This is a genomic window from Bradyrhizobium sp. LTSPM299, from assembly GCF_000938235.1.
Classification (GTDB): domain Bacteria; phylum Pseudomonadota; class Alphaproteobacteria; order Rhizobiales; family Xanthobacteraceae; genus Bradyrhizobium.
This window is the reverse complement of sequence record NZ_JYMU01000013.1, coordinates 405333-421012: the sequence shown is the minus strand read 5'-3', so window position 1 is coordinate 421012 and position 15680 is coordinate 405333. Positions and strand designations below refer to the sequence as shown.

Below are 15680 nucleotides of genomic sequence, written 5' to 3'. Positions count from 1 at the left end.
GCTCTAGATTTTTGTTTTGACGCGTTTTCTTCCCGCGAACCGGCGGCCACTTCGCTGGAAAACGCTCTGACGGCCTCTCCGCTTCCCGCGACCGATCGCCGCTATGCTATAGAGCGGGCGATCGTATCGTCGCGCGGATATCAGCATGAAAGTCAAACGCATCGTCGCCAACATTGCCGCCACTGACGTGGCGGCAGCGAAGACATTCTATCAATACATCCTGGGGCTCGAGCCGCTGATGGATTTCGGATGGATCGCGACCTATGGCTCTTCCGAAACGATGCAGGCTCAAATCAGCTTCGCATCCGAAGGCGGCTCCTGCACGCCCGTGCCTGATCTCTCGATCGAGGTCGACGATCTCCACGACGCGCTCCGTCGCGTGACGACGGCCCGCATTGCGATCGAATACGGACCGGCGGATGAGCCGTGGGGCGTGCGGCGCTTCTTCGTCCGCGATCCCTTTGGCAAGCTCGTCAATATTCTCCAGCACCAGCCGTAAGCTAATTCTGTATCGCCGGCCGCGGCGGCGGATTGGCGACCTGCGGCGTCAGTGACAGGGGCGGACGCGGCTTCGGCTTCACTGCGCCCGGCAGCGGCTTGACCTCGATCGGCGGCGGCAAGGGTGTGACCTGCGACTGGCTCGCAATCGGTGCAGGAGGCGCAATGGCAAGCGCAGGCGCTGCGGCCACCGGCGGGACGATGGGCGGACGCGGCGCCACGATCTTCGGCTTCGGCGGCACGCGGCGCGGCAGCGGCACGTCCGCAGGAGGCACCGGCGCCGAATTGGCGTTCGGCGTCTCGGTTGCGGGCGCGCTGGGCTGCGGAATCGTCGCCGGCATCGGCTCCGGCGGTGGCGGCGGCTCACCGCGCTCGATCGCATCGAGCCGCCTGGTTTCGCGGTCGATCGCACGCACCGCGAGCCACGACGACAATGCCGCGATGTCGACGCTGCGCGTCAGTCCGTCGGGCGTGCCGACCGCAAGCATCTGGATCTCCGGACGATTGTTGGCCGTGCCGATCAGCGTCGATGCCAGCGCGGCACGAATGTCAGCCTGGTCGGCCGGAATGTCGTAGCCCCCCGATACGGTCGCATTGGCGCCGTTGGCCGCCAGCGTGGTGGCGCCGACGCGGAGGCGGCCGTCACGGATGTTGAAGGGAATCTGCGCGGACGGAATCGACAGCGTGCCGCCCGCCAGCACCGGCTCGACGATCTGCTTCAGCCTGACGTCGTCGGTCGCCTGTCCGGAGTCGCTGGCGCGGATCGCAACCTCGAACGACCGTGGATCGAGACCCGCAAGCGTCACCCCGTCCAGCGTGACGGTGCCACTGCCGGAGAGCGCACCCGTCAGTGCGGAAGCACTGCGGCCCTGGCTCAACACGGTCATCTGCATCGACGCGCGGCCCTTGGGCATCGACAGGCCGCGATAGCGCAGCGCCGAACCGTCGACGCCCGAAAGCTGAACGTTCGCATTCAGCGCAAGTCCATTAGCGCCTTGTCGCACGTCGACGGTAGCAGTCGCCTCGCCGCCGCCGATCTTGCCCTTGATGCCATCGAAGGTCAGCGACTGTCCGTCGGACTTGATAGTGCCGCTGACCGGCTGCAGTTCGGCGCCGCCCGGCAGCGCGCCGCGAAGCGCCTCGAACGTGACCTTGCCGCGCCAGCCCCTGGTCAGCCCCGCGCCGAGCGGCTCGGTCGCATCATGCCCTGCAGCGCCGATCGCGGTCACAAAGACCGGCGCCAGCGCGATCTGATCGAGGCCGAGTTCGCCCTCGATGCTCTTCTCGTCGGCGAGCGTCAGCGCCAGCCGCCCGCGCAGCCGCGAGCCGGCGACGATGCTGTCGAGATCGTCGAAGGTCAGTCTGTCTCCGGCCAGCGTCACGCGCGACGACAGGCGGATGTTTCCGGCTTGATCAGGCGGTTTCAGATCGAGCAGCGGACTGATGTCGGCGCTGCGGACGCGCAGACTGACGCTCGATTTGGCGTCCTTTGCCCATGGCTCGGCAGTGCCATCGGCATCCGCATCAAGTCCGGCGCCCCAGAGCCTGGCCTTCAGCCGCAACGGCGCGCGCCACGCGCCGTTCACGGTCCCCTCGAACTGCGCCGGGCCGGCACCGGCTACGATTGCACGATCAAGGCCCAGCAACGCCAGCAGGGCGTTTCCCTCGCCAGCCGAGAATTTGGCCTCCGCCGCAATGTCGCTGCGGCCAATCGCGTCGAGATCCAGCGCGCGGATCGCAGCGGTCGGCGGCATCGCCGATATCACGGTGCGTCCCTTCACCTGAGGCGCATCGAGATCGAGCATTGCTTGCGCACTGCTCCGATCGGCAGCCTGTCCCTTGCCCTTGCTGAGATCGAGCGCAAGCTTTGCGTGGACAGGACCGGCATCGGCCCGGGGTCCGCCGAGCCGCGCGGCGAATGACGGCGCGAACGGCTGAACAATCGCGGCAAGCCGGCCGAGCGACGCGGCGGTCGCATCAATCGCCAGTCTGCCGGTCGCATTGATGCGGTCGAAATTGCCGCTGCCGTCCAGCGTGACATTGTCGGGCTGGCCGATCTGCACACGCTCGAGCACGATGTCCTTCGGGCTATAGGCGAACTTCGCGACCAGCGGCCGCAATTCCTGGCCCGCGGACATGGCACGCCCGATATCGAGCGAGAGCTGCGCCTCGTCGGGCCATTCGGCCTGCGGGCCGGCCAGCGAACGGATGAAGGCCACGGTCGCGTCGAGATCGAGCCTGTCAGCCTTCAACTGCGCCTCGACCTTCGATCCGGTGCTCGCCTCACGATGCGAGACCGCGACACGGCCTTCGACCGCGCCGCCCTCGATCTCTGCCTTCATGGCGTCGATCGCAAAGCCCGCCGGCGACACCGTGACGTCGCCGCGCAGCCGCAGCGGCTTCTGGCTGCGATAGGCCATGTCACCACGACCCTGCAGCCAGGTCATCAGCGCGTCGGGATCCGACGATTCGATATCGAGCGCGGTCTTGAAGCTGTTGGACGCGCCCGCCTGCGCGCTGGCGCCGCTCATCGAGACCCGCGTGGCGCCCGGCGCGCGGAACTCCAGCCGGCGCACCGTCCAGGATTTGGCGTCCGAATGCAGTTCTGCCGAGATGTCCTGCAGCGGACGGCCGCCGAGCATGACCTGCTCGGTGGCCAGTTCGACCTGCGCCGGGATCGGGCTCTGTGGGAGGCCCGAGACGAATGCGCGCAACGCCGGCAGCACGCGGGCCGGCTCGGCATTTCCGTCCTTGCCATCCTTGCTCGCATCCTTGTTCGTATCCTTGGCGGCGAATTTGTCGGCGTCGAGCTGGCGCGCCGAGAGCGAGGCGCGCAACAGCGGCGCCGCGCCAAACCGGATATCGCCGGAGCCTGCGAGTTTCAGCGCGCGGTCCTCGGCGCCGTAGCTCACCTCGACCTGGTCGAGGCGGGCCGCCGAATAGTCGGTCTTGACCTTGGTGGCGATCCGCCATGCCGGCTGATCGCCGCTACCGCGTTGGCCAGGCGTGCCGGCCAGCATCACCGCCCCCTCGAACCGCGGCGCCCGCGCCTCGAAGGTCAGGACGCCGTCGAGATCGGCCGAGATCGGGCGCTGGCCCGGATCGATGCTGAGATGCAGGCGCGTGCCGTTGCCGTCGGGTCCCTGCCCCGACGAGACTCGAAACGGATAGCGATTGCCATCGAACATGAAATTGCCGTCGCCGCGGATCGCGCCGGCGAGCGAGCGGACGTCGCCGCTGAAGGCGATGTCGCTCAGTTCGAGCGTGCCGCGGCTCGCCGCATCGTGCAGCGCGAGGCGGCCGGTGAGATTGAGCCGGTCGATCGCCAGCGACGCCAGATTGAAGGTGCCGCTGGAGGTGGGCCAGTCGATCCGTCCCTTCGGGTCGAGCCCGAGATCGAGCGACACGCCATTGATGGTGAGTTCGGTGGCGCGCACCTCGCCGCGCATCAGCGAGCTCAGGCTGAATTCGACGTCGAGCTTGGCGGCGCGGACCTTGCCGAGGTCGTTGGCGCCGCCGACGGTGACCGTTTTCAGCCGCAGCGAGGGCGCCGGCAGCAGGCGCGCGTCGAGGTCCCCGGCAACGCGGACCGGCGCGCCGATGATCTTGCTCGCCTCCGCCTCGAACTGCGGCCTGAACTGGTTCCAGTCGACGAAGTACGGACCGACCAGCGCGGCGACCAGTGCAAGGATGAAGGCGATTGCCAGGCCGAGCAGCGTCGTCTGCACGGTGTCTCCCTTTGAGCCCGCTCCGCGGCAGCGTGCCTACGCCGAGCCTGAACCGGAGCAGCTCAATATATAGAGACAAGTATGGCGAAGTCACAGCAGCTTTGCTGCTGTGACTTCAGGCCGGACGGCGTTTTCCGCTCAACAGCGCGTGCGCGGCGGGATCGCGACGCGCCCGAAAGATCGAGCGATCACCAGCTCGCGGGCAGGCTCTTCAACCCGCGCAGCACGAAGGTCGGCCGCCACTCCGGATTCTCCGCGTCATCGAGCCGCAGGTCCGGAAGCCGGCGCAGCAGGGTCGAGATCGCGATCTCCGCCTCGATCCGCGCCAGCTGGGCGCCGAGGCAGAAATGGATGCCGCCGCCGAACGACAGCGGCTTCACGTTCGGCCGCTCGATGTCGAGCTTTTCGGGGTGGTCGGGATAGACCGCCGGGTCGTGATTGGCCGAGCCGAGCAGGCACAGCACACTCTCGCCCTTCGGGATGCGCTTGCCGCCGAGATCCTCGATATCCTCCAGCGCGACCCGGCCGGTCATCTGCACTGAGGAATCGTAGCGCAGGAACTCCTCGATCGCATTGGTAATCAGGCCGGGATTGGCGTTGAGCAACGCGAGTTGGTCCGGGTTTCGATAGAGCGCGAGCAGACCGTTGCCGATCAGGTTCACCGTCGTCTCATGGCCGGCGCCGAACAGCAGGATGATATTGGCCGTCAGCTCCTCGTTGGTGAGCTTCTGGCCGTCTTCCTCGGCCTGCACCAGCTGCGTCGTGAGGTCGTCGCCGGGCTGCTTGCGACGCAGTTCGAACAGCTGGTGGAAGTACATCGCCGCCATCGCGTTGCCGGCGTTACCCTGTTTGATCTCCTCGGATGTCATCGGCACCGGCTCGAGCAGGCGTCCGCCATCGCGCGAGCCATTGTAGAAGGCCTCGCGGTGCTCCTCGGGGATTCCCAGCATGTCGCAGATGATGGTGACCGGCAGGCGGAAGGCGAAATCCTCGATCAGGTCCATCTTCCCTTGCGGAATGATGCGGTCGAGCGTCTCGTCGACGACGTGCTGGATGCGCGGCCGCATGTCCTCGACCCGGCGCGCGGTGAAGGCCTTGACCACGAGGCCGCGCAGACGGGTGTGATCCGGCGGGTCCTGCTGCAGCATCCAGTGGCCCATGCTGCGCATGACCGGCTCGTCCATGATCTTGGGCCCGTAGCGGCGGATGCTGCGCTCGACATAGTCCTTGCCGAAGCGCTTGTCGCGCAGCACGAGGCTCGCCTCGGCATGCCGACTGGCGACAAAGGCGCCGTGCGCGTTGACGTGCATCGGGTCCATGGTGCGCAACCGCTCGTAATACGGATAGGGGTTGCGGATGAATTCAGGCGCCAGTGGATTGAAAAGCGGTTCATTGCTCGCCGACTGAACATGCTCGTTCATGGTGACCCTCGCTCGCTGGGCTGCGCCGGTGCCTGCACCTTGACGCGCCTTGGTGTTATCCTCGGGGCCGGACCTGCAACGGCCTGGCTATCTTGGTTTGGTCAAATGCAACTCGATACACTCTTGTATTGAGTTGCAATATGCCCTAAACTGCGCGGATGTCAAGGGTTCGAACCAGACCGACACGGGACGACACCTGCGAGAAGCTGTTCGAGGCGGCGGCGCGGGTGTTCGAGGACCAGGGAATCGGCGGCGCAAGCATCGAGGCGATCGCGGCCGCGGCCGGTTTCACCCGCGGCGCCTTCTATTCGAACTTCAAAACGAAGGACGAGTTGATCATCGCGATGCTCGAGGATCACGTCGAGCAAACGATCCGGCGCAATCTCGATTTGCTCGACAGGCACAAGTACCTTCCGGATTTCCTCGAGGCGCTCAGGACGATGGATCGCAGCCGGCAGGATCCGCTCGGCCGCTCGCCTCTCCTGCATATGGAGATGATCCTGTTCGTAGCGCGCGCCGAGAAGCGCCGGCCCGAGCTCGCCAAGCGGCTGCGCGCGCGCCGCAAGCTGATCACCGACATCGTCGCGACCACGCTGAGAAATTCCGGCAGGAACGGCGTGATCAACCCGGAATGGACCGGTGCGATCGTATTGGCGCTGGAAGACGGTTTCCGGCTGCACCGCCTGATCGATCCGGAGACCACGCCATCCGACAGCTTCCTGCGCGCGATCACCGATCTGCAACGGGCGATCGGGGTTGCGCCCGCCTGATCCTGCTCACGTCGCGCTGCCGATCTTATGCATCTGCCCCGCGACGGCGCGGACCCTGCGCGGCGCGGCCTGCCAGATCGCAATGGCCGACAGCAGGCTGACGGCGATGCCAAGGATGAACGCCGCCGTATAGCTGCCGGACAGATCATACAATTGCCCGGTCACCCACGGTCCCGCGGCGCCACCGGCCAGCGCGGCGAGCATGATGGTACCGAAAATGCTGCCGTAGTGCTTGCCCTGGAATATCTCGAGCACCACTGGCCCCATCACGGAGGTGAGCCCGTAGCCGAGTGCGCCTTGCGTGAAGACCATCAGATAGATCAGCGGCATGACCTGCCAGAATTTCAGGGCCACCAGCGCGGCAAAGCAGATCGCGAAGCCGAAGCAGGCGATCGCCCAGACCCATTCGCGGCCGATGCGGTCGGACAGATGGCCGAGCCAGATCTGGCCGGGAATGCCGAGCGAGCTGACCACCCCGAGCGCCCAGACGCCGACGCTGGAGCTGAAGCCGATATCAAGCAGGAACTTGGTCTGGTGCACCTGCACCGCGTACCAGATATACAGCGCGCAGAAATAGCCGATCGCGATCCACCAGAACTGCGTGGTGCGCAGCGCGCGCGGCAGCGTCCAGTCGACGCTGGCCCAAGCCGGATCGACGATGTTGGAGGCCGGCCTGGCCGATGTCGCCGTCGGCGCAGCATCACCGTCGGGTTGCAGCCCGATATCCTCGGGCCGCCTGTGCAGTAAGAGATTGATCGGCGCCAGCACGACCAACACCACGATCCCCATCGCGGTGCAGGCGGTGCGCCAGCCGGTCTGCTCGATCATGTGCTGCACCCATGGCAGCAGCGTTACCGAGCCGATCCCGACGCCGGCGAAGGCCAGCCCGATCGCCAGCCCGCGGCGGCGGGTGAACCAGTTCGGCAGGAACAGCGACTGGCCGGAATAACCGAGGCAGACGCTGCCGGAACCGACCAGCACGCCGATGGTGAGATAGAGATGCCAGGGCTGCGAGGTCAGCGGCGCCAGCAGCAGCCCCGATCCCATCAAGAGGACGCCAATCTCCATCACCGCGCGCGGCCCGCGTCGGTCCATCAACCGGCCGATCAGTGGGCTCGCAATGCTCGAGGCCACGAAGCCGAACGAGAATGCGCCGGCGGTGACGCCGCGCTCCCAGCCGAACTCGCTGAGGATCGGCGGATAGAACAGCGAGAACGCGGTCCGCGCGTTGACCCCGATCGCCATGGTGACGAAGGTCACCGCGACGATGATCCAGCCGTAGAAAAAGCGGGGGCGCATGAAAGCACTGTGGAATGGGATGGATAAGAAGCCAACCGGACATGGCGGCTCATGAAAGACGTCGACTTTGCATCATGCATGGTCAACTCTGTGAAGCAATTCATAGACAGCGGTGCGATTTGGTGATTGTACCGTGAGCTAGCCATCCGCCGACATCTCGCCGAAAGCAGGGAATCGGGTTATCATGGCTTTTTGGGGAGAAATACCATGGGCAGTTTGGTTGCCGACCGTTACGTCCCGGATCTTCTACAACAGATGAATTCCCGATTTATTGCTGAAGCCCTGGGCGAAATGGTCCAGTTCCAGAAGGAGTTCAAGGTCTTCTCGCCGCAGCATACGCTGCGGATGTCCTTCGGGCTGCTCAATATTGCGCCGGTTGGCGAAGAGGATCGCGAGGGGTTTTTCAAGTATCTGAATCTGCTGAAGAAGGCGGGCGCGTCGGTCGACGGCAAGCCGTCGAAGCTGAATGGACACAATCAAATCATCGCGTCGCTGCAAGGCAATCTCGAGAGCGGCAAGCCGTTGTCGGTGTTCTTTACCTCGCACTCAGGGGACCAACCGAAGGGCGTCGTGAAGGTGACGGCCGGCGATCGCGTCCTGAGTTTTTCCCCTTTGGTTTTTCTCACGATCTCGATGCCAACGATCGGGGCCGGCCACCCGAAGGCGGGCAAGCGGAAGAAATAGCGTGAAACCTCGGCGATGCTCGAACTGCACGCCAAGGTTCGCGATTATTATTCCGGAACGCTGGAGCGTCACGGCCCGACCCCGCTCGGGGTTGATTGGCCGAACGTGCTCTCGCAGTATCTGCGCTTCGTCCAGCTCCTGAAGCTATGCGATTTCGGGCAAACGTTCAGCCTGAACGATTTCGGCTGCGGCTACGGCGCGTTGCTGGAATTCCTGGCCATGCGGCATGGCGATGCAAAGGTGACCTATCGCGGTATCGACATTTCGCCGGCGATGATCGCTGCCGCCCGTACCCGCTGGGCCGGCAACACGCAGGCCGAGTTCGCCGAGGGTTCGCAGTGCGGCGCACTCGCCGACTATTCGCTCACAAGCGGCACCTTCAACGTCCGGCTCGGTCATCCCGTCGACAAATGGGAAGTCTATGTCGAGGCGATTCTCACCGATCTCGAGGCCAGCAGCCGGATTGGTTTTGCCGTGAATTTCATGCTGCCTCGCGATGAGGCCCCTGCCGAGGCGGGGCTGTATCGCGCCGCGCCGGAGCGGTGGACGCCGCTTTGCGAGCGGTTTGGCCGCGTGGAGTTGATCACCGGCTACGGACTTCAGGAATTCACGCTTCTTGTCCGCAAGACCCCGCCGACGACTGTGCGAGCGGGAACAGGCTCTCGAAAGGCCGCGCGCCGGTCTCCTCGATAAGGTCCCGGGCGCGGGCCAGCAGGTCACTCAGCCGATATCCCGGATGCTGTACGCTTCCTGCGCTGACCACCTGTGCCAGCACCAGCGTGGCACGACACTCCGCAAGGCGCGATCGCCGCTCCGACGCGATCGCGATGGCGTTTTCGGCAGCGCGGAAGGCCGCGGCAGGACTGTCATTCCTAAGATGGATTTCCGCCAAGAACGCCAGCATGTCGCTTTCGTATTCCAGGCCGGCAAAAACCTCCCGCGCAAGGTGAATGGCTGATTCAATCTTCTGAATCGCCCCGACGTGATCTCCGGATAATGACAGCGCAAGCCCGCGGAACGCATTCGCATAGACCGCGAGGTAAGGGATGCTGCTTGTAGCAGCGATCTCGTCGATGCGCTGACTATGAAATCCGGCAAGCTCCCGGTCATGCATCAGCCAGGCCAATTCGGCGCCGGCATGGTGCGGTATTGACTGGATGGCCGCATCGGGGTGTTCCTGCTCGCTCGATATCAACTGCGCAATGCAGTTGCGTGCAATGTCGAAGCTGCCCATCCGCGCCAAGATCCGTGTGCGCAGGCTCTCAGCCCAGCGCTTCACATTGAATCCGATCACCGCCTCGTGGGATTTCCGGATGTTGTCGATCTGGCGAAGGGCGGTATCGCCGGCCGCGAGCGCTTCCCGCAGCTTGCCGGCGTGGCCGTAGGCCTGGCAGAGGAACACAAGCAGTATCGCCTGGACGCTGAGGTCCGTGCTGTCGGACAAATCAATCGCCTGCAACACCTGCTTTGCGTATTCATCCGCCGAGCCGGTGCAGGTGGAGATTCGGCCAAAGGCGGCGAGGATCAACACCTCCGAGACCGAGTCCTTCAAATCCCGCGCGATATCGAGCGCTTCCTTGAAGAACGGCGCGGCCTCTTCGACAGTCATACCATCGCGCCAGCCAAGAGCCACGATCTGCAGCGATGCACGCATGCGCAGCTGATTGGTCTCGGACGAATAAGGCAGCGATTGTAGCAGCCGGCGGACCTTCAGCCACGACTTCATCGCCAGGCGCGAATTGGTGGTGCCGATCCAGGCCGCAGCGCGCGCGGTGTAGGCGGCCGCCGGCGCATAATCCTTCGCCGCCTCGAAATGATGGGCGATCGGGTCGGCATATTCGCTCAGCTGATTGTGGTGGAAGCGCTCAAGCGCCCTGGCCACCGCGGCATGCAACTCGACGCGGCGTGTGCGCAGTTGCATGGCGTAGGCAACTTCCTGGATCAGCGGATGGCGGAAGGCAAAGCGAACCTGCTCAGTCTCGCTGGCCCCCGCCTGGATCAACTCAAGCTGCGACAATCGGCCGAGAATGCCAACGAGATCGGTGTAGGTCGTGCGTGTCACTTCGGCCAGCACCGAAAGTGGAAATTCCCGTCCAATCGTAGCGCCGATCTGCAGCACCTCCTTGTCCATCGGCGCAAGGCGGTCGATGCGCGCACCGATCACAGTCTGGACCGTCGCCGGCAGTGTCTCAGGCGATACCTGCCCGGACGTCTCGTAATGGCCAGGCCTGCCGGTGAGATCGCCGCCATCTATCAGCGACCGGATCAATTCCTCCGCGAAGAACGGATTCCCGCCACTTCGTTCGACAATGCTGCCGGAAATTGCGCCGGTGGATGGATGATCGCCGATCACGTCCTCGATCAAGGCGGAAATATCCTCATCACGGAGTTCGACGAGCCGTATCTCCTTGAATTCCGGCCCCTCCTGCCACGGCGCATGATAGCTCGGCCGGTAGGTGAGAATAATCAGTGCGCGGCTGACATGCGCGACATTCACCAGCGCCGAGACGAACTCGATGCTCGCCTCGTCGAGCCAGTGGATGTCCTCGATGATAATCACCGACGGCGTGCGCGTGCCGTCGCGCACGAGGCTTACCACGAGATTGACAAGCCGCGTGTGCCGCGTCTTTGGCTCCATCGCAGGCGCCGGGGATTGCGGATCGCGGATGCCGAGAAAATCGGCGAGCAACGCCACGTCGTCCATCAAATGCGGGACCGAGGACTCGATCCGTTCCGCGATCTTGGAGCGCGCCGCCTCCGCATCGTCGCTCGAGGCGATCCGGAAGAAGTTGCGGAAGAATTCCAGCAGTGGCTGCAGCGGGCCGGAATGGTCGTAGGGCGATGCGCTTGCCTCCTGCACCGGCACCAGACGCTCCCTGGCGCTGCGGGCGAATTCGAAGCACAGACGGCTCTTGCCGATGCCGGGCGGCGCCGAAATCCCGATCACCTTGCCGGCGCCCTGCTCGGCCCCGGCAAACGCCTGCTGGAGGATCGCAAGCTCGGCATCGCGCCCCCGATAGGTGCCGGCGACAGCATCACGGAACGGCGCGCGCGCCGGCGTCATGCCGACCAGCCGGTAGATGCCGATCGGCCGCGGAAATCCCTTCACGTCCTGATGGCCCAAGGCACGCGCATCGCAAGATGCCTGCACCAGCTTGAACGTCGACTCGGTGACGCAGATGTCGCCCGGCTGGGCCATATGCTCGAGCCGGCTCGCCAGATGTACGGCGGCACCGTAGACGCTCTGCTCCTTGGTGAACCTGTCGGGCACGCCCGCGACGATTTCCCCGGAATGAATGCCGACGCGCAGCACGATGTCGTTGTCCCGCGACGACTGCATCATCGTGAGCGCCGCCTGGCAGGCACGCAGCGCGTGGTCCTCCTGGGCATGGGGGACGCCGAAGATGACCATCAGCCCGTCGCCCATGCTGCGCATGATGGTGCCGTGAAACTGCTGGACCGCATTGCCCATCCGCGCCAGCGCGGGCGGAAGGCGATCAAGGGCGAGCTCGGGATCGTTGTCCCCGATCAATTCGGTGGAGCCGACAATGTCGGCAAACATCACGGTGACGACCTTGCGCTCGCCAACCGGCTGGACCTGGACCAGGCGCTCACCGCAGGCACCGCAAAACCGTGCCGATTCGAGATTGGCATGCTGGCAATTCAGACAGACGGCGGTAAAGCTGAGGCCACACGACCGGCAGACGCCATCTTCCCCGAGGGTCTCAGTCTGACAGGCCGGGCACAGCATCAACACCACCTTCCCGATCTGCTGTCCGTTTACAGACTCCGGCACGCCCAGGCACGATCGGGGGCCGGCCACATGTGCCTATGAAGCCAGAATCGGCGTCCAACGCCAAGCCCTACCTTTAAGCGAGGCCGGGATAAGGCGCCTCAAACCCCCAGCGCATGGCTTTCGTGGCCGAAATAAGCGCGCTCGAGCCGGTGCGGCAGGTCGCTTTCGCCGGTCGGCGCCTCCAGCGCGATTGCGCCCTGCACCAGGGCATAGACGCGGTCGGCGGACGCTAGCGCCTTTTCCAGCAGCTGCTCGACCAGCAGCACGGCGGTGCCCTGCTGGCGCAACCGGTCGATGACATCGAGGACGCGGTCGACCAGCACCGGCGACAGGCCGGCGGAGGGTTCATCCAGCATCAACAGCCGGGGACGACGGACCAGGCCCTGCGCCACCGTCAGCATCTGCTGCTGTCCGCCCGAGAGCGCGCCACCGCGCTCGTGGCGCTTCTCGGCGATCTCCGGGAAGAACGACAGCGCCTCCTCGATTCGCCCGCTGCGTTCGGCGCGCGGCAGATCGTAGCCGGCAAGCAGCAGATTGTCGGTGACCGAGATCTGCGTGAACACGCGATGGCCCTCGATCACATGCACGAGGCCGGCACGCGCCGCATCGCGCGGCGTGGCATTGGTCATATCGCGGCCGTCGAACCGGATATGCCCGGCGGTAACAGGCAGCAGCCCCGACATCGCGCGCAGCAGCGTGGTCTTGCCGGCGCCGTTGGGACCGAGCAAGGCGACAACTTCGCCGGCGGCGATGGTGAGATCGATGCCGTGCAGCACGCGGATTTTTCCGTAACCGGATTCCAACGCGCGCACCGCGAGCAGAGGTTCAGCCGCCGAGGTAAGCACTGATGACCTCCTTGTGGACACGAATCTCCGCCGGCGTTCCCGCCGCCAGCGTGCGGCCGAGATTGAGCACCGTGACCTGGTGGCAGATGTCGAAGATCAGATCGGCATGATGCTCGACCAGCAGCACGCCGGTGCCGCGGCTGCAGACCGCCTTGATCAGCGCAGCCAGCCGCGCGATCTCGTCATTGGAAAGACCTGCCGCGGGCTCGTCGAGCAGCAGGAAATCCGGATCGAGCATCAGCGCGCGTGCGATCTCGATGAAGCGCAGTTCGCTGTGCTGCAGGCGATCGGCCCGCACATCGACGAGGCTTTCCAGCCCGACGACGCCGAGCAGCGTCCGCGCCTTGGCGGCGAGCAAGCGCTCGTCCGCGCTATTGCGCGGCAAATCAAGCATTGCCTCGACGAAACTGGCCCGGCCCTCGATCGACCCGCCGATCATGACATTCTCCAGCACCGAGGCCTCGCCGATCACGCGCGGTGTCTGGAAGGTGCGCGCGATGCCGCTGACGGCGCGCAGCACGGGCAGGCCCGCGGGCAGCACCTCGTCGCCAAGCGTCATGGTGCCGGCTTTCGCGGCGTAGTAGCCCGAGATCACGTTGAGCGTCGTGGTCTTGCCGCTGCCGTTCGGACCGATCAGGCCGTGGATCTGGCCGGGCGCGACGTCGAGGTCGAGCCCGTCGATCGCCTTCACATTGCCGAAGCTCAGCGCGATGCCGCGCAGCTTCAGCGCCTTGCCGCCGGCCCGCCGGCGCACGATCTCGGCGAGAACAGCCGGCCGCGGGACGATGGCGCGGTTGCTCGCGAGCGGACGACGGTTGCGGAAATCGAGCAGCGCCGCGATGCCGCCGGGCATCACCAGCACGATCACCAGCAGCAGCACGGCGTAGAGAAATGTCGACCATGCCGCCAAGGGTGAAGCGATCTCCGGCAGGATGGTCAGGATAATGGTGCCGAGCATCGGCCCCAGGATCGAGCCGCGGCCGCCGATCAGGATCGCGATGAAGAACAGCACCGAGAGATCAAAGGTGAAGGCATCCGGCGTAATGTAGGTCTGCAACGTCGCAAACAGTCCGCCGGCGATCGCGGCAAGCGCACCGGCGAACAGGAAGATCGCGACCAGCATCTTCGGCTTGGAGATGCCGGTGGCTTCGGCGGCGACTTCGGCATCGCGCACCGCGATCAAGGCGCGCCCGAACCGGCTGCGCGCGATATTGGCGCTCATCCAGGTGGTAACAGCCGCGAAGGCGATGCAGAGGCCGTAGAAACCCCACGGCGTGTTGAATGGCGCCGGGAATTCGGGACCGGCGATGCCGATGCCGCCGCCGGTCACGCTCTGCCAGGCCAGCGCGATCTGGGTCACGATGGTCGCAAACCCCAGCGTCGACATGGCGAAGTAGAAGGTGCGCAGCCGCAGCGCCGGCAGGCCGACGATCACGCCGAAAATCGCCCCGATGCAGCCTGCGACCGGCAACGCGGCAAACACCGGAATAGCCGGCATCACATTGCCCGCGACCAGCACGCTGGTCGTGTAGGCACCGAGCGTCAGCAGCGCGACGTAGCCGATCGCGAGATGACCGGCGAAGCCGACGACCAGGTTCAGGCCTGATACCAGCACCCAGTAGATCGCCATGCGAGTGCCGATCAGCGCCCAATAGTCGTTGCTGACGAACGGCAGCAGCAATGCGAGTGCGAGGATGCCCAGGAACGGCGCGACCTGCGGCAAGGCCGTGCGCCATGCGCCACTACCGGTCCGGGACGGAGTGGCAGTGAGCGCGGTCATCACACCCTCCGCGCGGTCGACGCACCGAACAGTCCCTGCGGCGCGGCGAGCAGGACCACGATGAACAGCGTGAACACGGCGATCGAGGAGAAGATGCCGCCGACCAGGAAGTTCGCGGCCTGCTGGAACAGGCCGAGCGCCAGCCCGCCGATGATCGCCCCGCGATTGTTGCCGAGCCCGCCGAGCGCTACCGGCACGAAGCCGTAAAAATTCAGCAACGCGCCATTGGCGAAGAAAGCGAGCAGCAGTTGCCCGCCGGAGAAGCCGGCGATGCCGCCAACCACGCCCGCGAGCGCGTAGCTTGCGACCCGCAGATTCCGTTCCGGCAATCCGAGCGCCCGCGCCGCAAAATTGTCCTCCGCGATGGCCAGAAAGGCGCGACCGACCAGCGTGCGGCGGTAGAGATATTCGAGGCCCAGAATCGTGACGGCGCAGGCCACAACCGGTAGCCAGAATTTCTCGTCGAGGACCCCCTCACCCAGCCCAACCACGCGTGGGAACGGTTGCGGCTCGGTGCCCCATTTGATCGCGGTGATCTGCTGGATCATCAGCGCCACCGCGAGCGTCGACAGCACGTAGAGGTGCTGGTCGAGATTCTTCAGTACCGGCCGCACCGCGACGAATTCGGTGATGATCCCGATCACGGCGCAGCAAGCGAGCGTCAGCAGGAAGCCTATGGCAACCGGCAGGCCCAGCTTCAACGTGAACATCGAGCCGAACACGCCGCCCAACATGGCGAGCTGGCCGGCGGTGAAGCTCATCACCCGCGAGGTCGAGAACATCGTGTTGTAGGTGACGCCGACCAGCGCGTAGATCGCGCCCGCCGCGAGACCGGAGGCAAGGATCGAGGCGAGCATCT

General features: G+C 65.2%; 11 protein-coding genes. 4 read left to right on the top strand and 7 right to left on the bottom strand.

The genetic code is table 11. The annotated features are described in order from the left end of the window. The first annotated feature begins 145 nt into the window (after positions 1 to 145). On the top strand, positions 146 to 499 hold the full coding sequence (locus UP10_RS09945) for a VOC family protein (RefSeq protein WP_044587125.1): 354 nt from the start codon (positions 146 to 148) through the stop codon (positions 497 to 499). A 1-nt stretch (position 500) separates the two neighbouring features. On the opposite strand, the gene UP10_RS09940 is transcribed toward UP10_RS09945, so the two are convergent. After that, positions 501 to 4226, bottom strand: a complete 3726-nt coding sequence (locus UP10_RS09940; protein ID WP_044587124.1) for an AsmA family protein — start codon at positions 4224 to 4226, stop codon at positions 501 to 503. A 188-nt stretch (positions 4227 to 4414) separates the two neighbouring features. After that, on the bottom strand, positions 4415 to 5647 hold the full coding sequence (locus UP10_RS09935) for a cytochrome P450 (protein WP_044587123.1): 1233 nt from the start codon (positions 5645 to 5647) through the stop codon (positions 4415 to 4417). 158 nt (positions 5648 to 5805) lie between these two features. Here UP10_RS09935 and UP10_RS09930 point away from each other — a divergent pair, with 158 nt between their 5' ends. Next, on the top strand, positions 5806 to 6417 hold the full coding sequence (locus UP10_RS09930; protein ID WP_044587122.1) for a TetR/AcrR family transcriptional regulator: 612 nt from the start codon (positions 5806 to 5808) through the stop codon (positions 6415 to 6417). Between the two features lie 6 nt (positions 6418 to 6423). On the opposite strand, the gene UP10_RS09925 is transcribed toward UP10_RS09930, so the two are convergent. Next, entirely contained in the window at positions 6424 to 7716 is a 1293-nt protein-coding gene (locus UP10_RS09925) for an MFS transporter (protein ID WP_044587121.1), read from the bottom strand. A 207-nt stretch (positions 7717 to 7923) separates the two neighbouring features. Here UP10_RS09925 and UP10_RS09920 point away from each other — a divergent pair, with 207 nt between their 5' ends. Continuing rightward, entirely contained in the window at positions 7924 to 8400 is a 477-nt protein-coding gene (locus tag UP10_RS09920; RefSeq protein WP_156179731.1) for a hypothetical protein, read from the top strand. A 15-nt stretch (positions 8401 to 8415) separates the two neighbouring features. Continuing rightward, the gene (locus UP10_RS09915) at positions 8416 to 9093 is read left to right on the top strand and encodes a class I SAM-dependent methyltransferase (RefSeq protein WP_044587119.1); all 678 of its coding nucleotides are present in this window, start codon (positions 8416 to 8418) and stop codon (positions 9091 to 9093) included. On the opposite strand, the gene UP10_RS09910 is transcribed toward UP10_RS09915, so the two are convergent. The 4 genes from UP10_RS09910 to UP10_RS09895 form a co-directional block, all read right to left on the bottom strand. Continuing rightward, positions 9008 to 12196 (bottom strand): adenylate/guanylate cyclase domain-containing protein, encoded by a 3189-nt coding sequence (locus UP10_RS09910; protein WP_156179730.1) that lies wholly within the window; start codon positions 12194 to 12196, stop codon positions 9008 to 9010. The two genes, UP10_RS09915 and UP10_RS09910, sit on opposite strands and share 86 nt — an antisense overlap. Before the next feature lie 98 nt (positions 12197 to 12294). Continuing rightward, positions 12295 to 13041, bottom strand: coding sequence for an ABC transporter ATP-binding protein (locus tag UP10_RS09905; protein ID WP_050043614.1), 747 nt, complete (start codon positions 13039 to 13041; stop codon positions 12295 to 12297). Further along, on the bottom strand, positions 13022 to 14821 hold the full coding sequence (locus UP10_RS09900; protein WP_044587118.1) for a branched-chain amino acid ABC transporter ATP-binding protein/permease: 1800 nt from the start codon (positions 14819 to 14821) through the stop codon (positions 13022 to 13024). Before UP10_RS09900 ends, UP10_RS09905 begins: the two co-directional genes overlap by 20 nt. Further along, positions 14821 to 15678 carry a branched-chain amino acid ABC transporter permease gene (locus UP10_RS09895; RefSeq protein ID WP_044587117.1) on the bottom strand — a complete coding sequence of 286 codons (858 nt, stop codon included), beginning with the start codon at positions 15676 to 15678 and terminating at the stop codon, positions 14821 to 14823. The genes UP10_RS09900 and UP10_RS09895 overlap by 1 nt, the downstream gene beginning before the upstream one ends. Positions 15679 to 15680 lie beyond the last annotated feature (2 nt).